This is a genomic window from Oerskovia sp. Root918 (assembly GCF_001428945.1).
Taxonomy (GTDB): Bacteria; Actinomycetota; Actinomycetes; order Actinomycetales; family Cellulomonadaceae; genus Oerskovia; species Oerskovia enterophila.
In genome coordinates this window covers 182,214-201,629 of the sequence record NZ_LMJG01000011.1, presented here as the reverse complement: position 1 = coordinate 201,629, position 19,416 = coordinate 182,214, and the positions used below count along the sequence as shown (strand labels likewise).

The 19,416-nt window shown below is 71.4% G+C and carries 16 protein-coding genes; 4 read left to right on the top strand and 12 right to left on the bottom strand.

What is annotated here, in order from left to right; all coding sequences use genetic code 11:
- Positions 1 to 40: 40 nt before the first annotated feature.
- From ndk to ASE27_RS08465, 12 genes are all read right to left on the bottom strand, one after another.
- Positions 41 to 505, bottom strand: a complete 465-nt coding sequence (gene ndk, locus ASE27_RS08520; protein ID WP_056648652.1) for a nucleoside-diphosphate kinase — start codon at positions 503 to 505, stop codon at positions 41 to 43.
- Between the two features lie 23 nt (positions 506 to 528).
- Positions 529 to 1,017 carry a DUF4233 domain-containing protein gene (locus ASE27_RS08515; protein ID WP_269452529.1) on the bottom strand — a complete coding sequence of 163 codons (489 nt, stop codon included), beginning with the start codon at positions 1,015 to 1,017 and terminating at the stop codon, positions 529 to 531.
- Between the two features lie 5 nt (positions 1,018 to 1,022).
- Positions 1,023 to 2,759 carry an MDR family MFS transporter gene (locus ASE27_RS08510; protein WP_082608705.1) on the bottom strand — a complete coding sequence of 579 codons (1,737 nt, stop codon included), beginning with the start codon at positions 2,757 to 2,759 and terminating at the stop codon, positions 1,023 to 1,025.
- An 86-nt stretch (positions 2,760 to 2,845) separates the two neighbouring features.
- Complete coding sequence (locus ASE27_RS08505; RefSeq protein WP_056648650.1) at positions 2,846 to 3,496, bottom strand: TetR/AcrR family transcriptional regulator; 651 nt, start codon at positions 3,494 to 3,496, stop codon at positions 2,846 to 2,848.
- 73 nt (positions 3,497 to 3,569) lie between these two features.
- Positions 3,570 to 4,328, bottom strand: a complete 759-nt coding sequence (gene dhaM, locus ASE27_RS08500) for a dihydroxyacetone kinase phosphoryl donor subunit DhaM (RefSeq protein ID WP_056648648.1) — start codon at positions 4,326 to 4,328, stop codon at positions 3,570 to 3,572.
- Positions 4,329 to 4,335: 7 nt separating this feature from the next.
- Positions 4,336 to 4,980 (bottom strand): dihydroxyacetone kinase subunit DhaL, encoded by a 645-nt coding sequence (gene dhaL, locus ASE27_RS08495; RefSeq protein ID WP_056648646.1) that lies wholly within the window; start codon positions 4,978 to 4,980, stop codon positions 4,336 to 4,338.
- Positions 4,981 to 5,068: 88 nt separating this feature from the next.
- Entirely contained in the window at positions 5,069 to 6,064 is a 996-nt protein-coding gene (gene dhaK, locus ASE27_RS08490; protein ID WP_056648644.1) for a dihydroxyacetone kinase subunit DhaK, read from the bottom strand.
- A gap of 255 nt (positions 6,065 to 6,319) precedes the next feature.
- Positions 6,320 to 7,768: a folylpolyglutamate synthase/dihydrofolate synthase family protein gene (locus tag ASE27_RS08485; protein WP_056648642.1), complete on the bottom strand. Its 1,449-nt coding sequence runs from the start codon at positions 7,766 to 7,768 to the stop codon at positions 6,320 to 6,322.
- Complete coding sequence (gene ileS, locus ASE27_RS08480) at positions 7,765 to 11,136, bottom strand: isoleucine--tRNA ligase (RefSeq protein ID WP_056648640.1); 3,372 nt, start codon at positions 11,134 to 11,136, stop codon at positions 7,765 to 7,767. The genes ASE27_RS08485 and ileS overlap by 4 nt, the downstream gene beginning before the upstream one ends.
- Before the next feature lie 420 nt (positions 11,137 to 11,556).
- Positions 11,557 to 13,839, bottom strand: a complete 2,283-nt coding sequence (locus tag ASE27_RS08475) for a glycoside hydrolase family 3 C-terminal domain-containing protein (protein ID WP_056648639.1) — start codon at positions 13,837 to 13,839, stop codon at positions 11,557 to 11,559.
- A 28-nt stretch (positions 13,840 to 13,867) separates the two neighbouring features.
- On the bottom strand, positions 13,868 to 14,650 hold the full coding sequence (locus ASE27_RS08470) for a phosphatase PAP2 family protein (protein WP_056648637.1): 783 nt from the start codon (positions 14,648 to 14,650) through the stop codon (positions 13,868 to 13,870).
- A complete protein-coding gene (locus ASE27_RS08465) occupies positions 14,650 to 16,008 on the bottom strand; it encodes an MFS transporter (protein ID WP_082608704.1) in 1,359 nt (452 codons plus the stop codon). The genes ASE27_RS08470 and ASE27_RS08465 overlap by 1 nt, the downstream gene beginning before the upstream one ends.
- A 99-nt stretch (positions 16,009 to 16,107) precedes the next feature.
- Here ASE27_RS08465 and ASE27_RS08460 point away from each other — a divergent pair, with 99 nt between their 5' ends.
- From ASE27_RS08460 to ASE27_RS08445, 4 genes are all read left to right on the top strand, one after another.
- Positions 16,108 to 16,710, top strand: coding sequence for a TetR/AcrR family transcriptional regulator (locus ASE27_RS08460; RefSeq protein ID WP_068625631.1), 603 nt, complete (start codon positions 16,108 to 16,110; stop codon positions 16,708 to 16,710).
- The gene (locus tag ASE27_RS08455; protein ID WP_056648635.1) at positions 16,707 to 18,215 is read left to right on the top strand and encodes a carboxylesterase/lipase family protein; all 1,509 of its coding nucleotides are present in this window, start codon (positions 16,707 to 16,709) and stop codon (positions 18,213 to 18,215) included. Before ASE27_RS08460 ends, ASE27_RS08455 begins: the two co-directional genes overlap by 4 nt.
- Positions 18,216 to 18,281: 66 nt before the next feature.
- Positions 18,282 to 18,827: a TetR/AcrR family transcriptional regulator gene (locus ASE27_RS08450; RefSeq protein ID WP_056648632.1), complete on the top strand. Its 546-nt coding sequence runs from the start codon at positions 18,282 to 18,284 to the stop codon at positions 18,825 to 18,827.
- On the top strand, positions 18,824 to 19,387 hold the full coding sequence (locus ASE27_RS08445; RefSeq protein WP_056649003.1) for a dihydrofolate reductase family protein: 564 nt from the start codon (positions 18,824 to 18,826) through the stop codon (positions 19,385 to 19,387). Before ASE27_RS08450 ends, ASE27_RS08445 begins: the two co-directional genes overlap by 4 nt.
- The last annotated feature ends 29 nt before the right edge of the window (positions 19,388 to 19,416 follow it).

Below are 19,416 nucleotides of genomic sequence, written 5' to 3'. Positions count from 1 at the left end.
GCCGGCGGTGCCGGGCGTCAGCGGGTCGTGCGGGAGCCGCTCAGAGGCCCGGGAACCAGAGCGCGATCTCCCGCGCGGCGGACTCCGGGGAGTCCGAGCCGTGGACCAGGTTCTGCTGGACCTTCAGGCCCCAGTCGCGCCCCAGGTCACCACGGATGGTGCCGGGCGCGGCTGCGGTCGGGTCGGTCGTGCCGGCGAGCGAGCGGAAGCCGGGGATGACGCCCTGGCCCTCGGCGACGATCGCGAGCGTCGGGCCCGAGAGCATGAAGTCGACCAGCGGCTGGTAGAACGGCTTGCCCTCGTGCTCGGCGTAGTGCGCCGCGAGGAGCTCGGGGGTGGCGTCCAGGAGCTGGACGGCGGCCAGGGTGTAGCCCTTGGCTTCGATACGGCGGAGGATCTCGCCCGACAGTCCACGGCGGACGCCGTCGGGCTTGACCAGGACGAGGGTGCGCTCGATGGTCTCGGAGAGCGCGTCGGCCAGTGCGGGGGCTGCAACATCAGTCATGCGCACGACCCTACCGGCCCTGCTCACATGTTCGGCGCGGTCTCCGGGTGCTCTGCGTCGTACTCGGCACGCTCACGGTCGATGCGCCCGCCGAGGCGCAGCGAGACGATCCACAGCACCACGAAGATGCCGCCCACGAGGAACATCAGCGGGACGGCGAAGCCGCACGCGATGACGGGGATCTGCACGGCCGAGCCCGCGACGTACCCGCCCGGCCCGCCGACCATGCGGCTGAGCAGGAGCAGGACGACGATCAGGGTGCCGCCCACGATCCAGATCGCCGGCCCCGAGGGCACCTGCATCTTGTCCGGCCACGCGTAGGGGACGTTGCGCAGCCCGTACGCGACGAGGGTCGCGAACAGGATCAGGAACGCCTCCAGCATCAGCGTCGTCGACGTGAACTGGATCTTCGCGGACTTCTTGGCCTTGATGCGGGGCGCGTCCGCCGCGCCCTCCGCCATGGGGGCGGAGGACGCGACGGACCCGTCGACCGGTTCGTTGGTGGAGCTCACGGGGCTTAGTTTACCGGCGCGTCCTGGCGGGAGGAGCCGCCCGCCGCGTCGTCGCCCGTGGGGATGGTGGCACCGTCAGGCCCGACGGCGTCGCGCACCGGCGCGTCCGTCCCGCCCTCGACCAGCGCGCCCTTCGGGTCGGCGATCGCCTCGCCGCGCGCGACCATGCCGGCCTCGCCCGAGAGCTTGACCTCCTTGAGGAACAGCGCGAGCACGAACCCGACGACCACGAGCGGCACGAGGTACCAGAACGCCGGGGCGAGCGCGTCCGTGAACGCGTCGATCACGCCCGTCTTGACGGGCTCCGGGAGGGCCTGGACCGCGGCGGGGGTCAGGCTCGACGCCTCTCCCCCACCCGTGGCCGCGCCACCGGGGATGACCTCGGCGAGGTTGGCCGACAGCCGCGTCGTGAAGATCGTGCTGAAGAGAGCCGTGCCCACGGCCGCGCCGATCTCGCGGAAGAAGTTGTTCGCGCTCGTCGCGGTCCCGATCTCGTGGGGGTCCACGGAGTTCTGGACGGCCAGCACGATGGTCTGCATGACGAGCCCCATGCCGGCACCCATCACGAAGATCATGGCGCCGAACAGGACCATGGACATGTCGCCCGTGATCGTCGTGAGCCAGATGATGCCCGCGGTCGTGATCGCGAGGCCCACGACGGGGTAGATCTTGTAGCGGCCCGTCTTGGTGATCGCGAACCCGGACCCGATCGCCGTGATCATGACACCGACCATCATGGGGAGCATGAGGAAGCCGGACTCGGTCACGCCTGCGCCGGTCGACATCTGCAGGAACGTCGGCAGGAACGCCAGCGCGGAGAACATGCCCATGCCGAGCACGAGGCCGATGAGCGTCGCGATGGTGAACGTGCGGTTCTTGAAGAGGTGCAGCGGCAGGAGGGGCTCCTCCGCACGCCGCTCGACCACGATGAACAGCGCGATCGAGGCGAGGGTCGCGGCGACCATGCCCAGGAGCTTGGGGTCGGACCAGTCGTAGCCCCGGCTGGAGGTCAGCGACTCCCAGCTCGTGAGCAGGACGATCCCCGAGGTCCCGACGACCAGGAAGAAGATGCCGGCGACGTCGATCTTGCGCCCCGAGCGGTGGCTCGGGAGCTTGAGCGTGAACCATGCGACGAGGAACGCCGCGATGCCGATCGGGACGTTGATCCAGAAGGCCCAGCGCCAGCCCGGGCCCTCGGTGAACCAGCCGCCGAGGAGCGGACCGATCACGGCCGCGATGCCGAACAGGGCGCCCATGGGTCCCATGTACTTCCCGCGGTCCTTGGCCGGGACGATGTCCGCGATGATGGCCTGCGACAGGATCATGAGGCCACCGCCACCGAGGCCCTGGACGGCTCGCCACGCGACGAGCTCGGGGAACGTCTGGGCGAAGCCCGCACCCGCGGACGCGATGGTGAACAGGCCGATCGCGACGAGGAACGGCCAGCGGCGTCCCCACAGGTCGCCGAACTTGCCGTAGAGGGGCATGACGATCGCGATCGCCAGGATGTAGGCCGTGATGACCCACCCCTGGTGCTCGACGCCGTGCAGCTCGCCGACGATCGTGGGCATCGCGGTGCCGACGATCGACTGGTCGAGCGAGGACAGGAACATGCTGGCCATGAGCGCGCCGAAGATCAGCCAGACCGTGCGCTGCGTCAGCACGATGAGCGGCTTGCCGTTCTCGGCAGACGCGCCGGCCCCGGTCGGCGCGGCCGACGTGGTGGAGCGGGAGGTGGACATGAGGGATCCGTTCGGGTGGGGTCAGATCGGTGGTGACGCCCGTCGACGCGAGACGGCGGGCGTGGGCGTGGGCGTGGTGGTGGCGGTCAGCCGGGGCTGCCGGGTTCTCCCGGCGGGCGTCCCGGACACACGAGCGCCCGGAGCTGGTCGACGACCGAGCCCAGGTGGTCGACCGGCTCGCCCGTGCGGCCGAGCCGTTCCCACTCGAGCGTCGTGGTGCGCAGGAGCGCCATCACGACCATCGCGAGCAGCTCGGGCTCGGGCATGAACGGGTGCTGGGTCCGGCGCCGGTCGAACACGTCGATCAGCCCGGTCCGCAGGTTCTCGATCCACCACATGTGGCGGGCGAGGAGCCGGTGCTCGCGCTCGACGAGCTTGATCGCCCGGTGCACGCGCTCCAGGGACATGACCTGGTGCGCGAGCAGGTCGGCGACGAGCTCCTGGAGGTCGTCGAGGAGGTCGCCCGTGGGACCACCCGCCACGAAGTCCTGGACAGCACCGGCCGAGGGCGAGAACTCCTCGACCCCGAGCACGGCGTCGTCCTTGAACGCGAAGTAGTTGAAGAAGGTCCGCGTCGAGACGCCGACCGATGCGCAGATGTCGTCGACCGTGACCGCGTCCAGCCCGCGTTCGAGCACGAGGGTCTGGGCAGCGTCGATGAGCGCCTCGCGGCGTTCACGCTTCTTGCGCTCGCGCAGCCCCGTGGGGGCGACGGAGGGTTCGACAAGGTTCTGCACAGCAAGCAAATTTACACGTCGTGCAACTTTGCAGGCAATGCAGTCTTCACGTGACGCTCGTCACCGGCGCGGATCACACCTCGCCGAAGCCGCCCTCGACCGCGGCGACGGCCGCGTCCCGGGCCTCGTTGGCCTGCGGGCCCTCCGCGGCGATCACCAGCTCGCGACCACCGGTCGCGCCCAGCTTCATCATCTCCAGCACGCTCGCGGCGTTGACCCCGTTGATCGTGACCTTGGCGTCGTATCCCGCGACCAGCCGCGCGAGGATCGCCGCCGGACGCGCGTGGAGCCCCAGCGGGTTGCGGAGCGTGACCGAGCGCGGCGCCCCGGGCGAGTCGTCCTCGAGCCCGGCGGCCGCGGCCAGCTGGTCCGCGGGGCTGGCGGACGGCACGAAACGGTCGTCGGGTGACCCGCTCTGCGCGAACGTGCCGCCTGCGGCCTCGGCCGAGGCGAGCACCTCGGTGAGGGTCCCGCCCCCGTGGGCCGTGACCGCAGCGGCGACCGCCCCCTCGACGAACGGCGCGTCCGCGAGGACGACCCGCCCGTCGAGCGAGTCGTCGAGCTCGATGACCGACTCGATCGTCATGACCGCCGAGCCCAGGTCCGCGAGGACCACCACTCCCTCGGTCCCGACGAGCCCCTCGGCGACCGCGGTGGACACCACGTCGTAGCTGGTTCCGAGGCTGCCGTCGTCCGTGCCGCCCGCAGGCAGGAGCAGCACACCCGGGGCCATCTGGGCGGCCAGCTCCGCGGCGCCCTGCGCCAACCGGGCCGAGTGGGACACGAGGACCAGGGCGATCCGCGCGCGGTCGCCGACGTGTGGGGTTGTCATCCGGACATCATTCCCCGGGAGCATCGACCGCCGCGACCGCAGCCCGGAGGATCACCACGGTCGAGGTCGCCCCCGGGTCCTGGTGCCCGACGCTGCGCTCGCCCAGGTAGCTCGCGCGGCCCTTGGTCGCGAGCATCGGGACCGTCGCGAGCGCCCCGGCCTCGGCCGCGGCGAGCGCGGCCTCGAGGACCCCGGCCGGGTCGCTGCCGGAGTTCGCGGCCTCGACGGCCGCGTCGACCGCGGGCTGCCACGCGTCGACCATGGTCTTCTCGCCCGGGACCGCCTTGCCGCGAGCCGTGATGCCCTCGAGCGCGCCCTCGAGCAGCGCGACGACGGCGGACGAGTCCAGCTCGGTGAGTCCCGTGACCTTCGCGGCGCGCAGGAACGCGGTGCCGTACAGGGGTCCGGACGCTCCCCCGACCGACGACATGAGGGTCGTGGCGACGAGCTTGAGGACGTCGCCGATCTGCGCGGGCTGCTCCTCGAGGCCGTCGAGCTTGGCGACGACCGCCTGGAACCCACGGTTCAGGTTCTCGCCGTGGTCCCCGTCACCGATCTGACGGTCCAGCTCGGTGAGCTCGTCCCGCGACGACACGATCATCGTCGCCGCGCCTCGCATCCAGCGCACAGCCCACGCAACGTCCAGCGTCATTCCTCGCCCTTTCGTTCCTGTCCCGGGCACGGCTCCCGAGGAGCAGGGTCCGGGGCGCCGCTCCCCGGCTCTCGGGGGTCGGCTGGAGTCACCACCGCAGAGCGGCGGTGTGCACGGGCGCGTCCCACAGCGCGGTCAGCTCGTCGTCCAGCCGGAGCACGGTGACCGAGGCCCCCTGCATCTCCAGCGAAGTGACGTAGTTGCCCACGAGCGAGCGTGTGACTGCCACGCCGCGCGCCTCGAGCAGCCTCCGTGCCTGACGATAGACGACGTAGAGCTCGGACTGGGGCGTACCGCCCATTCCGTTAACGAACAGCAACACTCGCTCCCCGCCCGCGAGCCGCAGGTCCTCCGCGACGGCGTCGACGAGCATGCCGGTGATCTCGTCCGCAGGCGCCATGGGGATGCGGTGCCGGCCCGGCTCGCCGTGGATCCCGATCCCGATCTCGATCTCGGTCTCGTCGAGGTCGAAGCTCGGCTTGCCGACGTGCGGCACGGTGCAGGCCGAGAGCGCGACGCCCATCGAGCGGACGTTCGCGACGACCCGCCCGGCGATCTCGGTGACCTTGCCCAGGTCGTCGCCGCGCTCGGCGGCGGCTCCCGCGATCTTCTCGACCGCGACGGTGCCCGCCACGCCGCGGCGACCCGCGGTGTAGAGCGAGTCCTCGACCGCGACGTCGTCGTTGACGAGGATGCTCGCGGCCTGCGTGCCCTCGGCCTCGACGAGCTCGAGCGCCGTCTCGAAGTTGAGCACGTCGCCCGTGTAGTTCTTGACGATCGCGAGCACGCCCGCGCCCGAGTCGGCGCCGAGGATCGCGGGCACGATCTGGTCCGGCGTGGGCGAGGTGAACACCGCCCCGGGGACCGCGGCGTCGAGCATCCCCGCGCCGACGAAGCCTGCGTGCAGCGGCTCGTGCCCCGCACCGCCTCCGCTGACGAGCCCGACCTTGCCCGGCACCGCGCCTCCGGCACGGGACACGTACAGGGGTGCCCGGTGCACCTCCACGAGGTCGGCGTGGGCCAGCTCGAACCCGTCGAGCGACTCCGTCACCGCATCCTGCGGGTCGTTGAGCAGCTTCTTCATGGCGCATCCCTCCGTCGGACTGCTGCGGCACGTCCGGCCGCGTGCACTGCTCGCGCGCCGGTGGCTCGTGCCCCGGCGCCCGTCCCCCCATCAAACACCCCCGCAGCGGCCGTGGCACCCAGGGAGACGTCCGGGCAGGTCCCGTCCGCCCGACGACGCAGGGTGCCCCTCGGAGCGAGGGACACCCTGCGTCGTGGTCGGGTCGAGCGGAGCCGCTGGGCCGCGACCTGCTGCGGCGCGCCGCGCGCCGAGAGGTCAGCCGCGCCCGAGCAGGATCCGGACGTCGGCCGCGGTGATGACCGAACCTGTGACGAGCACTCCCGTGCCCACACCGACGCCCACCGAGTCGTCGCGCTCGGCGAGGTCGACCGCGATCGCGAGCGCCTCGTCGAGACGCTCGGCCGTGTGCACCCGGTCCTCGCCGAAGACCTCGATCGCGACCTCGGCGAGGTCGGTCACGTCGGCCGAGCGCTCGGCCGAGTTGCGCGTGATGACGACCTCCGCCAGCACGGGCTCGAGCACCGAGAGGATCTGCTCGGAGTCCTTGTCGCCCATGATCGCGACGACCCCGATCAGGTGCTCGAACTCGAACGCCTCGTCGATCGCCGCGACGAGCGCCTCGGCGCCCGCCGGGTTGTGCGCGGCGTCGACGATCACGGTCGGGCTGGACCGCAGGACCTCGAGCCGTCCCGGAGAGGTCGCGTCGGCGAAGGCCGCCTCGACCACACCGCCGTCGAGCGCGCGACCGCCCGAGAGCAGCGCCTCGGTGGCCGACAGCGCCAGGAGGGCGTTGTGGGCCTGGTGCTCACCGATGAGCGGCAGGAAGATCTCGGTGTAGAGACCCGCGGGCGTGCGCAGGTCGACGACCTGCCCGCCGACGGCCGGGGTCCGCCCGGCCACCGCGATGTCCTGGCCCTCGCGCAGGACGCGCGCGTGCTTGACGGCTGCCGCCTCGATGACGATCGCCTCGGCCGCGTCGCTCTGCTCGGCGAGCACGACGACCGCGTCCTCCTTGACGATCCCCGCCTTCTCGGACGCGATCTCCTCGATCGTGTGACCGAGCCAGCGCGTGTGGTCGATCGAGATGGGCGTCACGATCGCGACGTCGCCGTCCACGACGTTGGTCGAGTCCCAGCCGCCGCCCATGCCGACCTCGACGATCGCGACGTCGACGGGGGCGTCGGCGAACGCCGCGAACGCCATGACCGTGAGCACCTCGAAGAAGCTCAGGCGAGGACCGCCCGCCTCCTGCGACTCGCGGTCCGCGACGCCGACGTACGGCGCGACGTCCTCCCAGATCTCGACGAAGCGCGCGGGGCTCACGGGCTCGCCGTCGATCGCGATGCGCTCGGTGACCGAGGTCAGGTGCGGGCTCGTGAAGCGACCCGTGCGCAGACCGTGCTCACGCACGAGCCGCTCGACCAGGCGCGAGGTCGACGTCTTGCCGTTCGTCCCCGTGATGTGGATCGTGCGGTAGGCCTTCTGCGGGTCGCCGAGCAGCTCGAGGACACGCTCGACGCGTTCGAGCGTCGGGTCGATGTCGTGCTCGGGGGCCCGGTCCATGATGTGCGCGTACACCGTGGCCAGGTCCTCGAGCGCGGCGGCCTCCTCGGCCGTGCGCTGGTGCGCGGCACCTCCGGGACGCCGGGCGTCCTTGTCCCCCGGGCGTTCGCCGGCGCCACGGCCGACGCGGACGCCGCTCATGCCTGCGCCCCGTCGGTCTGGTCGGACGACGCCTTGGCGACGAGCACGCTGCGCTCGTCGGTGGGCGACAGGTCGATCGTGACGCTCACGGCGAGGGTCTCGCCCGCGATGAGCTCGCGGTGGTCCTCGACCGCCCCCTGCCAGGGGCCGGGCACCGAGAGCGACAGGTCGATCCGGTCGGAGACGTCGAGTCCGGCGGCCTTGCGGGCGTCCTGGACCTCGCGCACGATGTCGCGCGCGTAGCCCTCGGCCAGGAGCGCGTCGTTCAGCTCGAGGTCGAGGACCACGAAGCCGCCCGTGGGCAGCACGGCCGCCGCGATCGACGGAGCCGCCGGGTCGACCTCGTCGTGGCCCTGCTCGGCGAGCACCACGGTCGTCAGCTCGTACTCCGAGCCGAGCAGCGGCACGTCGCCGTCGGGCGTCTCGACGACGACGAACCCGTCGTCGCCCACGCGCCACGACCCCGCCTTGGCGGCCTTGATGGCCGCCTGGACCCCGCGCCCCAGGCGCGGACCCGCGGCACGCGCGTTGACCGTGAGCTTCTGCGAGACGCCGAACTCGTCGGCCGCACCGGACTCGAGGTCGAGGAAGCGCACGGACTTGACGTTGAGCTCACGGGCGAGCAGGTCGCCGTAGGGCTCGAGCGCGGCCGGGTCCTCGGTCACGACGGTCAGGGTGCTCAGCGGCTGGCGCACGCGCAGCGAGTGCGCCTTGCGCAGACCGAGCGAGAGGGAGGCCACCGAACGGACCAGGTCCATCGAGGAGACGAGCGCGTCGTCGGCGACCAGGACGCCCGCGAGCGAGTCGCCCGTGCCGTCGGTCGTCTCCTGCGCCGCCACGCTCGGCCAGTCCGTCAGGTGCACGCTGCGCCCACCCGTGAGCCCGCGCCAGACCTCCTCGGAGAGCATGGGCGCGAGCGGCGCCATGACGCGCGTGAGGACCTCGAGGGCCGTCCAGAGCGTGTCGAACGCGTCCTTGTCCTCGTCCCAGAAGCGGTCGCGCTGCGTGCGGACGTACCAGTTGGTCAGCAGGTCGAGGTGCTCGCGCACGGTCTCGCACGCCCCCGCGATGTCGTACGCGTCGAGCTGGGTCGTGGCGGTCGCGACCAGGTCGTGCGTGCGCGCCAGCAGGTAGCGGTCGAGGGCCGGGAGGTCCGCGACGCGCTCCGGTGCCACGCGCTGCGCGGTGTATCCCGCGCCGCCGTTCGCGTTGTTCGAGTAGAGCGTGAAGAAGTAGTACGTGCTCCACAGCGGCAGCAGCACCTGGCGCACCGAGTCGCGGATGCCCTCCTCGGTGACGATGAGGTTCCCGCCACGCAGGATGGGCGAGCTCATGAGGAACCAGCGCATCGCGTCGGAGCCGTCCCGGTCCAGGACCTCGGAGACGTCCGGGTAGTTGCGCAGCGACTTGCTCATCTTGCGCCCGTCCGAGCCGAGCACGATCCCGTGCGAGACGGCCGAACGGAACGCCGGGCGGTCGAACAGGGCCGTGGCCAGGACGTGCAGCGTGTAGAACCAGCCGCGGGTCTGGCCGATGTACTCGACGATGAAGTCGCCCGGGTAGTGGTGCTCGAACCAGTCCGCGTTCTCGAACGGGTAGTGCACCTGCGCGAACGGCATGGAGCCCGAGTCGAACCAGACGTCCAGGACGTCAGGGATGCGGCGCATGACGGACTTCCCGGTCGGGTCGTCCGGGTTGGGGCGTGTCAGGTCGTCGATGAAGGGCCGGTGCAGGTCCGTGACGGGCACGCCGAAGTCGGCCTCGAGCTCGGCGATCGAGCCGTAGACGTCGATGCGCGGATAGTTCGCGTCGTCCGAGACCCACACGGGGATGGGCGTGCCCCAGTAGCGGTTGCGCGAGATGGACCAGTCCCGAGCACCCGCGAGCCACTTGCCGAACTGGCCGTCACGGATGTGCTCGGGCGTCCAGGTGATGTCCTGGTTGAGCTCGACCATGCGGTCGCGGAACTCGGTCACGCGCACGAACCAGCTCGAGACCGCCTTGTAGATCAGGGGGTTCCGGCAGCGCCAGCAGTGCGGGTAGGAGTGCTGGTAGGTCTCGTGGCGCAGCACGACCGCGCGCGAGGCAGCCGCGACGCGCGCGAGCGGGCCCGTGCCCTCCTTGAGGTCCTTGATGACCTTGGGGTTGGCGTCGAACACCTGCTCGCCCGCGTAGTCCGGGACCGCGTTGGTGAAGCGCCCACGGGCGTCGACCGGCACGACGGGCACGATCCCCGCGGCGTCGCACACGGCCATGTCGTCCTCACCGAAGGCCGGAGCCAGGTGGACCACACCGGTGCCGTCCTCGGTCGTCACGAAGTCGGCCACGAGCACCTGGTGCGCGGTGGGCCAGCCTTCGGCCGAGCGGTCCGTGAAGTAGTCGAAGGCCGGCGTGTAGCGCAGCCCGGCGAGGTCGGCGCCCTTGACGGTCGCCAGGACCTCGGCGTCCTCCCCGAGCTCCTTGACGTAGGCGCCCAGTCGGGCGGCGGCGAGCACGACCTTGTCGCCGGCCACTGCCGAGCCGGCCCCGGCGCGCACCACGACGTAGTCCACGTCCGGCCCGACGGCGACCGCCAGGTTCGAGGGGAGCGTCCAGGGCGTCGTGGTCCAGACGAGGACGAGCGCTCCCGCGGCGGGCGAGGCGACGCCGTCGACGTCCTCGCCGGAGAGCCGGAACCCGACCGTGAGGGCCGGGTCCTGGCGCGACTGGTACACGTCGTCGTCCATGCGCAGCTCGTGGTTCGACAGCGGCGTCTCGTCGCGCCAGCAGTACGGCAGCACGCGGTAGCCCTCGTACGCGAGGCCCTTGTCGTACAGGCGCTTGAACGCCCAGATCACCGACTCCATGAAGGTGATGTCGAGCGTCTTGTAGTCGTTGTCGAAGTCGACCCAGCGCGCCTGGCGCGTCACGTACTCCTTCCACTCGTCCGTGTACTTGAGCACGGACTCGCGGCAGGCGTCGTTGAACGCGGCGATGCCCATGGCCTCGATCTGGGACTTGTCGGTGATGCCCAGCACGCGCTCGGCCTCGAGCTCGGCCGGCAGACCGTGCGTGTCCCATCCGAAGCGGCGCTCGACGCGCTTGCCCCGCATGGTCATGTAGCGCGGCACGACGTCCTTGGCGTAGCCCGTCAGGAGGTGGCCGTAGTGCGGCAGACCGTTCGCGAAGGGAGGGCCGTCGTAGAAGACGAACTCGTTGTCGCCGTCCTGGCCCGCCTCACGGTGCTCGATCGACGCACGGAACGTGTCGTCCTTGGACCAGTACGACAGCACGCCGCGCTCGAGCGAGGGCAGGTGGGGGCTGGCGGGGATCTGGTGGCCCTGACCGTCAGGGGCGGTGTCGTCGGTGCGGTGCAGCGGGTAGGCCATGGCTCAGTGGCTCCATCGTGAGTGGCAGGCGGTGGTCCGGGACGTGCTCGTGCGAGGACGACCACCCCTCCCTGGTTCCCGAGGGAGAAGGCGAGCCGCGGTACCACCCCGCTTGCCGTCGTCGGGCACCTGAGGAGCCCGAGCGGCGACCGCTCGACACGGCTGTGACGGGCCTACCCGTCCGGTTCTACTGAGGCCCCGCGGACGGGGCCCGTTCTTCCGGAGGCTCACCGGTGATGGCCGGGTCGATGCCTGTGGACCCCATGGTAACGCGCCACCTGCCGGTCGCGCCCGAGCCGACCGGAAGGCGGCCGGGCGGTCGAGCAGTCGGGCGGCGAGCCGGCAGGCACGCAGGCGGGCCAGCAGGCACAGGAGGCCCCGGCACCGTGCGGTGCCGGGGCCTCCCCCTCGTCGGACGGCTCAGGCTCCGGCGCCGTTGGCCATCGCGAGGAGCTGGTCGACCTGCTCGGGGCCGAGGCTGTCGCCCGCGATCATGCCGATGCGCCCGATCGGGAACGAGCCCATCATCTTCGCCATGTCGACGCCCTCGGGCATGATCGATGCGGCACCCTCCATGGCCGAGGCCATCTGCGCCATGGCCTGCTGCACGATCGGCCCCGCGACCGGGTGCGCGAAGACCTCGGCCAGCGAGGACTCGCGCGTGAGCGGCAGGACGAGCGTGTCGCCGGCCACCTCGACGGTCGTGGACGAGCGCAGGTCGCGGCTCGACGCCGCGACGTCGACCGTGTACTCGCCGCCCTCGACCACCCAGCGGTCCGTGCGGACGTGCCAGTACGCGAGGTCGGCACGACGGACCGTGAGGACGACCTCACGGCTCTCGCCCGCCTCGAGCTCGACCAGCGCGAACGCCTTGAGCTCGCGCTCGGGACGCTGCACGTCCTCCGAGGCCAACCCCGTGTAGACCTGCACGACCTCGCGGCCCGCGCGGTCCCCCGTGTTGGTCACCGTGACACGCACCTCGACGTCGCCGTCGGCGCCCACGGACGCCGACGCGTCCCCGTACCCGAACGTCGTGTAGGACAGGCCGTGCCCGAACGGGAAGGTCACCTCGATCTTGCGCGCGTCGTACCAGCGGTAGCCGACGAACAGGCCCTCGCCGTAGCGGACGTGACCGTCCTCGCCGGGGAAGTTGAGGAATGCCGGGCTGTCCTCCAGACGCACCGGGATCGTCTCGGTGAGCTTGGCCGACGGGTTGACGTCGCCGCAGAGCACGTCGGCGATCGCGCCGCCCCCGGCCTGGCCGAGCAGCCAGCCCTCGAGGATCGCCGAGACGTCGTCCGCGAACGGGAGCGCGACGACGCTGCCGTTGGACAGGACGACCACGGTGTCGGGGTTGACCTCGAGCACCGCGTCGAGGAGCTCGAGCTGCACGGCCGGCAGGTCGATGTGCTCGCGGTCGTAGCCCTCGGACTCTGCGGCCGCCGGCAGGCCGAGGAAGACCACGGCGACGTCGTTCTCCGCCGCGAGGGCGACGGCCTCGGCCCGCAGCACTGCCGCGTCGCCCGAGCCGTCGAGCGTGAAGCCCTGCGCCTGGGAGACGAGATCCTCACCGACCTTGATCGCGACCTCGCGGGCCACCGAGTCGATCCGGGTCGGGTTGATCATCGAGGACCCGGCCCCCTGGTACCGGGGCTGGTCGACGAAGGCCCCGATGAGTGCCACCGAGCGCTCCGCCCGGAGCGGGAGCAGTCCCCCGTCGTTCTTCAGCAGGACGATCGACCGCCCGGCCACCTCCCGCGCGAGCGCGTGGTGCGCATCGACGTCCAGCGGGCCGGCGACGCGCGGCGTGCCCTGCCAGCGCGTCGCGAGGTGCGCGACCCGCGCGGCCGAGGCGTCCACGACGCTCTCGTCGAGCGAGCCATCGCGCACCGCGTCGACGATCTGCGCGTCGGTCGCTCCGCCCGAGGACGGCATCTCCAGGTCCAGGCCCGCCGCGAGCGCCGAGACCCTGTCGTTGACCGCGCCCCAGTCCGAGACCACGAGCCCCTCGAAGCCCCACTCGTCGCGCAGCACCCGGGTCAGGAGGAACGGGTCCTCGGACGCGAAGACGCCGTTGACGCGGTTGTAGGAGCACATCACGGTGTACGGCTGGGCGTCCTCGACCACGCGCTGGAAGCCTCGCAGGTAGATCTCGCGCAGCGGACGCGGGTCGACGTCGCTCGACGAGCGCATGCGGTCGTGCTCCTGGTTGTTGGCCGCGAAGTGCTTGAGCGACGTGCCGACCCCCGTCGACTGCGTGCCCCGCACGAGTGCGGCGGCCATCACACCGGAGACGATCGGGTCCTCCGAGAAGTACTCGAAGTTTCGGCCGCACAGCGGCGAGCGCTTGATGTTGACGCCCGGGCCGAGGATGACCGCGACGTCCTCGATCGAGGACTCCACGCCCAGCGCCTCGCCGACGCGGTGCGCGAGCGCGGTGTCCCACGACGAACCGAGCCCGACCGCGGGCGGGAAGCACGTCGCCGGGACGCTGTCGCCGATCCCGAGGTGGTCGGCGCTGCCGCGCTGCTTGCGCAGACCGTGCGGGCCGTCGGTGAGCATGACGGACGGGATGCCCGCACGCTCGACCCCCTTGGTCCACCAGAAGCTCGCGCCGCTGGTCAGCGACGCCTTCTCCTCGAGCGTCAGGTCGGCGGCGAACGCCGTCGCTGCCCCCTGGTTGGTGATGTCGATGTCGGTCATGTGCTCGTCCTTGTCTCTCGATCGCGGTTCAGGCTGGGGAGGGCTGGTGACGGCGCCCGAGGTGGCAGAACCACACGGGGCGCCCGTGGTCGCGCTGGATCAGGGGCCAGAACGCCCACCACATCAGGAGTGCGCCGGCGATGCCCGCGACGAGTCCGAAGACCGTGTCGGAGAGCCAGTGCGCGTTGATGAGCGTGCGCTGCCACACCATGCCGAGCAGGATCAGGCCGCCGACGGTCCACCAGAGCGTGCGCGCGGAGCGCCGCGTGGCCGGGATTAGGGCCGCGATACCGACGACGAGCGCGCCGGCCATGACGGCGTGCCCCGAGGGGAACGACCCGTGGTCGACCCGGAACAGCGGCCCGAACAGCCCGAGCGTCTCGTCGACGGCGGGACGCGGGCGGTCCACGAGGTTCTTCATCCCCTGGGAGAAGAGCCCCGGGCCGACCAGCGTGACCGTGAGGAAGAAGAGCCCGGAGCGCCAGCGCCCGACGATCGCGAGCACCGCGGGGACCAGGACGACCCCCACGAGCGCGCCCGGGCCTTCTCCCAGGTGCTGGAAGAACATCGGGACGGCCGAGGTGTGGATGCTCCCGTCCGCGGACACGCCGACGAGCGCACGCCACCAGTCGTCGAGCGGCTGCGTGAAGGGCGCCGCCGGGTTCAGCCCGACGAGCAGACCCATGAGCGCGAACGCGGCGACCAGGCCCAGCGACCAGGCCAGCATCGCCCGCGGGCGACGCGTCCGTGGTGCGGGGACGACGGCGTCGGTCGCCTCCTGCGGCTGCGGCAGCGACGTGTCGGCGACCATCAGCGCACCGCCTTGATCGGCCAGACCGCGCAGGCGCCGAGAATGCTCAGGACGATCCCGACCGGGAACAGTGCGATGTACCCGCCGAAGCTCAGGATGATCATGCCGGCGAACGCGGGGGCGAGCGTCTGCGGCAGGGTCGCGGCGATGTTGACGACGCCGAGGTCCTTGGCGAACGACTTCGCCGACGGCAGCACCTCGCTCATGAGCGCCGTGTCGACGGCCTGGAACATGCCGAAGCCGAGGCCCGAGACGAACGTGAAGACGGCCCAGCCCGCGAAGCTCGGCACGAACATGGGGATGAGGAGCGCCAGGCCGACGAGCGCCGACGAGAGGAAGACGAACACCTTGCGGCGCTGGAACCGGTCGGACAGCGGTCCGGAGACGAGCGTCGCGACGAGCACGCCCGCGAGGCTGATGACGCTGAACAACGGCACGGCGGCGACCGCCCCGGCCTGACCGAGACCGATGTAGTCCTGCAGGATGAACAGCTGGTAGCCGGTCACGGCGAAGTACCCCGTGTACAGGAGCAGGCGTCCGGTGAAGGCCCAGAAGAAGTCGGGGTGCTTGCGCGGGCTGACCCAGAAGGTGCGCAGGAACTCGCCGATGTCGAACGGCTCCTTGGCCAGGTCCTTGCTGGAGTGGTCGGGGTTGAACACGACGAACAGGGTCAGCACGATCAGGGTGAAGCCCGCGAAGACCAGGTAGCCGAGCTGGATCGAGTCCGCGAACTGCGCACCCAGGATCGATCCGCCGAGGGCTCCGAGCATCAGCCCCAGCCCGGAGAGCGCGGCAAAGGTGCCGCGCAGGGTACGGGGGACGCGGTCCGGCATGATCGCGCTGAGGGGGCCTTGCGCGAAGTTGTAGGCGATCTGGACGATCATCCAGCCGATGACGATGCCGACGAGCGAGCTCGCGAAGCCCATGGCCAGCAGGCCGAGGCCACCGACGAGGGCACCGAGGACGAGCCACGGGGCGCGCCTGCCGAACCTGCTGCGCGTGCGGTCCGAGATCTGACCCGCGACGGGCTGCGCGAGTAGTGCGGCCAGGGCGCCGAACGTCCCGACCACGGCCAGGTTCGCGACCTTGTCCTCCTCACCCAGGAGCTGCACCTGGAGAGGCATCAGGAGTCCGCCCACGGCGCCCCAGATCATGAAGACCGAGAAGTTGGCCGGGACGATCCACCCGAGCAGGCGCCGAGGGGTGCCCCGGACGAGCGGGGGCGGGTCGTCCTGGCCGGACGCCTCCTCGATGAACTCCTCGGCGGCAGCGGACGTGTCGACAGCGAACGCCGGCGCAGGGGTGGGCGTCGGGGCCGAGACCGGAGCGGTGGATGGGGAATCGGACGGCAGTGTCATGGCGGATCCTTCGTCGGACAGGCGCTCATCCTTGAGCGTCGCCAAAACAGTATGGCACTCGGTATTGAAGTGCAAGGGTCTCCGGTCTAGGGTCGACGCATGGCACAGCGAGGTTCATACGCGAAGGGCATCGCCAAGCGGGAGGAGATCCTCTCGACGGCGCTCGAGGTCATCGCCCGCGAGGGATACCGGGGGGCATCGGTCAAGGAGCTCGCGGACGCGGCCGGCCTCAGCCAGGCGGGTCTGCTGCACTACTTCGACAGCAAGGACGAGCTGTTCACCGCGATCCTGCGCAAGCGCGACGAGCTTGATCTGGAGACCTACCGCACGGAGTCCAGGCTCGACCCCTTCCGGGTGTTCCTGCAGGTCATGCGGCACAACGCCGAGGTCCCCGGACTCGTCGAGCTGTACACGCGCCTCAACGCCGAGGCGAGCGACCACGCGCACCCGGCCCACGCCTTCTTCGCCGAGCGCCGGGCGGGCATGCAGGCGATGTTCACGGGACTCGTCGAGGAGGGCAAGCTCGCCGGGCAGTACCCCACCGACGTCGACACGGCCTCGCTGGGCCTCGTCATCACCGCCGTCGCCGACGGCCTGCAGACCCTCTGGCTGCAGGACCCCACCATCGACATGGCCTCCGAGATCGAGCGGCTGCTCGTGTCCCTCGGGGTCTTCCCCTCCGAACGGAGCACCACCGCATGAGCACCCCCGAGACCGTCACCGAGTCGGTCGACCCCACCCTGGAACGCCCCGTCGTCACGATCGACTCGGGCCAGGTCCGTGGGATCTGGCGCGAGAGGTCCGCGGCCTTCCTCGGCATCCCCTTCGCCGAGGCCCCCGTCGGGACCCTCCGGTTCGAGGCGCCCGTGCCCGTCGCTCCCTGGGACGGGGTCCGCGACGCCGCGGAGCTCGGCCCGACCCCGCAGCGCAAGCAGCTCGCCGAGATCACGCTGATCCCCGAGCCCTCGATCCCCGGCGACTCGACCCTCAACGTCAACGTCTACACGCCCTCACCCGGTGCGCCCGACGCCGCCCTGCCCGTTCTCGTCTACATCCACGGCGGCGGCTACACGGCCGGCTCGCCGGCGAGCCCCTGGTACGACGGGCGCGCGTTCAACCGCGACGGCGTCGTGACCGTGTCGATCTCCTACCGGCTCGGCTTCGACGGGTTCGGGTACATCGAGGGCGCGCCGTCCAACCGTGGCGTGCACGACTGGCTGCTCGCCCTGGACTGGGTGCAGCGCAACGTCGCGGCGTTCGGCGGCGATCCTGCGCGCGTCACGATCGCCGGCCAGTCCGCGGGCGGCGGCGCGGTGCTGACGCTGCTCGGCATGCCGGCAGCACAGCACCTGTTCCGGTCGGTGTGGTGCCTCTCGGGCGCCGTCGCCGACGTCACCGAGGCCCGGGCGAGGACGTTCGCCGAGACGCTCGCGCGTCTTGCCGGGGTCGAGGCGACGCGGGACGGGTTCGCGTCCCTGCCGGAGACCCGCGTCCTGGAGCTGCAGGACGCGGCGACCAACCCGGACGACCTCGACCCGATGGCAGGCGTCGCCGCGATGCTCCAGGACGGACTGCCCTGGGGCCCGATGATCGACGGCGACCTCATCACCCGCCCGACGCTCGACTCGCTGCGCAGCGGCGTGGGCGGCGACAAGCCGCTCGTGCTCGGCGCCACGGACGACGAGTTCACCATGGCGACCGACGCCCAGAAGAACAAGCTGCGCTTCGTGCCTGCCTCGCTCGTCCTGGGCAGGCTGCTCACCGACCGTGACCGGCGCAAGGCCTACCTCGCTGCCAACCGGCCGCAGCGCCGCAAGGGCACGGCGGCCGTGCTCGGCCGCTTCATGACCGACAGCATGTTCCGCGCGCCGATCGTCCGGGTCGCCGAGGCCCGAGCCGCCCACCCCACCTGGGTGTACCGCTTCTCGTGGGCGTCGCCGAAGCTCGGGTGGGCCGCCCACTGCCTCGACGTGCCGTTCTGGTTCGACTGCCTCGACGCCGAGAAGGTGGACTTCATCGCGGGCGGCAACCCGCCCCAGGCCCTGGCGAGCGAGCTCCACGGTGCAGCCGTCTCGCTCGTGCTCGAGGGGACACCGGGATGGCGCGCGTGGTCGGACGCCCCGGGTGCCACGCGGGTCTTCGGCGGCGAGGCGCCGGCCCCCTCGGTCCTGGCCGACGGGTACGCCGAGGTCCGCGCCCTGGTCTGACCGGACACGAGCCCGCGGGCCGCGCCGGGGCGACAATGATTAGTGAATCATGATTTACTAACTGCCATGACGCGCCCGCGGACCGTGAACGACGAAGACCTGCTCGACCGCATCGACCGCGCGCTCTCGTCCCGACGCACGTCGGGGACGTGGACGCTGCAGGAGGTCGCCCCGGCCGCGGGGATCAGCCCTGCCGGACTGATCAAGCGGTTCGGCTCCAAGGCCGACCTGCTCCATGCCCTCGCTCGCCGATGGATCGATCTCGTCCCGTCCTCACCCACGGAGCAGGAGCCGGAAGAGGAGCTGCGCGCCTACATCTCCGCGGAGTTCGAGGCCCCGTCGGCAGGCGCAGCGATCTTCGCCCTCGAGGAGCTCCTCGCGGACCTGCGGACGCCCGAGTCGAACTCCCTGCTGCGCGAGGGGTGGGACAAGCAAGCGAGGTACCTCGGGCAGCTCCTGTCGGCGATGCGGCTCCCGCGGCTCGTGGATCCACCGCGCGGCGCGCTGCTGCTCCTCGACGCACTCCACGGATCGCTCTATCGACGCGGGGTCGACCTGCGCCCCTCTCCGCCGACCGACACCCTCGACCAGCTCATGGAGGCATGGACATGACGACGACCCGCGAGTGGACCGGATGCGTCTTCATCGGCGTCAGCCTGGACGGTTTCATCGCACGCCCCGACGGCAGCCTCGACTGGCTCACCGCTCCGGCGCTCCAGGACCACGTCGCTCCTGCGTCGACCTCGCCGGCGCTCGTGTGGGAGACGTTCTTCCCGACCGTCGACACCGTCGTCATGGGACGTTCCACCTACGAGACGGTGCTCGGCTTCGACGAGTGGGCCTTCGACGGCAAGGACGTCGTCGTCCTGAGCACGACCCTTCGCACGGACGACCCACGCATCCACGTCGCACCCTCGGTCGAGGACGTGCGTCAGCTCCTCGACCGCAAGGGCCCGGGACGCGTCTACGTCGACGGCGGTCGCACGATCCAGTCGTTCCTCGCCGCCGGCCTGGTCGACGAGCTCACCCTGTCCGTCGCACCGCTGCTCCTCGGCACGGGCAAGCGCCTGTTCGGGGCGCTCGACCGGGACGTGCGCCTCACCGTCCGCGGAGTCCACACGACGGCCGACGACGGGCTGGTCCGCGTCACCTACGCCGTGACGTCGGCCTGACGCACCTGACGACGCGCCGGCCGTCGCAC

What these genes read in the sequence shown, in the direction of transcription:
- ASE27_RS08465 (WP_082608704.1), bottom strand. Translation starts at nt 16,008, where the DNA reads ATGACACTGCCGTCCGATTCCCCATCCACCGCTCCGGTCTCGGCCCCG.
- ASE27_RS08450 (WP_056648632.1), top strand. Translation starts at nt 18,282, where the DNA reads ATGACGCGCCCGCGGACCGTGAACGACGAAGACCTGCTCGACCGCATC.
- ndk (WP_056648652.1), bottom strand. Translation starts at nt 505, where the DNA reads ATGACTGATGTTGCAGCCCCCGCACTGGCCGACGCGCTCTCCGAGACC.
- ileS (WP_056648640.1), bottom strand. Translation starts at nt 11,136, where the DNA reads ATGGCCTACCCGCTGCACCGCACCGACGACACCGCCCCTGACGGTCAG.
- ASE27_RS08455 (WP_056648635.1), top strand. Translation starts at nt 16,707, where the DNA reads ATGAGCACCCCCGAGACCGTCACCGAGTCGGTCGACCCCACCCTGGAA.
- dhaK (WP_056648644.1), bottom strand. Translation starts at nt 6,064, where the DNA reads ATGAAGAAGCTGCTCAACGACCCGCAGGATGCGGTGACGGAGTCGCTC.
- dhaL (WP_056648646.1), bottom strand. Translation starts at nt 4,980, where the DNA reads ATGACGCTGGACGTTGCGTGGGCTGTGCGCTGGATGCGAGGCGCGGCG.
- ASE27_RS08510 (WP_082608705.1), bottom strand. Translation starts at nt 2,759, where the DNA reads ATGTCCACCTCCCGCTCCACCACGTCGGCCGCGCCGACCGGGGCCGGC.
- ASE27_RS08475 (WP_056648639.1), bottom strand. Translation starts at nt 13,839, where the DNA reads ATGACCGACATCGACATCACCAACCAGGGGGCAGCGACGGCGTTCGCC.
- ASE27_RS08470 (WP_056648637.1), bottom strand. Translation starts at nt 14,650, where the DNA reads ATGGTCGCCGACACGTCGCTGCCGCAGCCGCAGGAGGCGACCGACGCC.
- ASE27_RS08460 (WP_068625631.1), top strand. Translation starts at nt 16,108, where the DNA reads ATGGCACAGCGAGGTTCATACGCGAAGGGCATCGCCAAGCGGGAGGAG.
- ASE27_RS08445 (WP_056649003.1), top strand. Translation starts at nt 18,824, where the DNA reads ATGACGACGACCCGCGAGTGGACCGGATGCGTCTTCATCGGCGTCAGC.
- ASE27_RS08485 (WP_056648642.1), bottom strand. Translation starts at nt 7,768, where the DNA reads ATGAGCGGCGTCCGCGTCGGCCGTGGCGCCGGCGAACGCCCGGGGGAC.
- dhaM (WP_056648648.1), bottom strand. Translation starts at nt 4,328, where the DNA reads ATGACAACCCCACACGTCGGCGACCGCGCGCGGATCGCCCTGGTCCTC.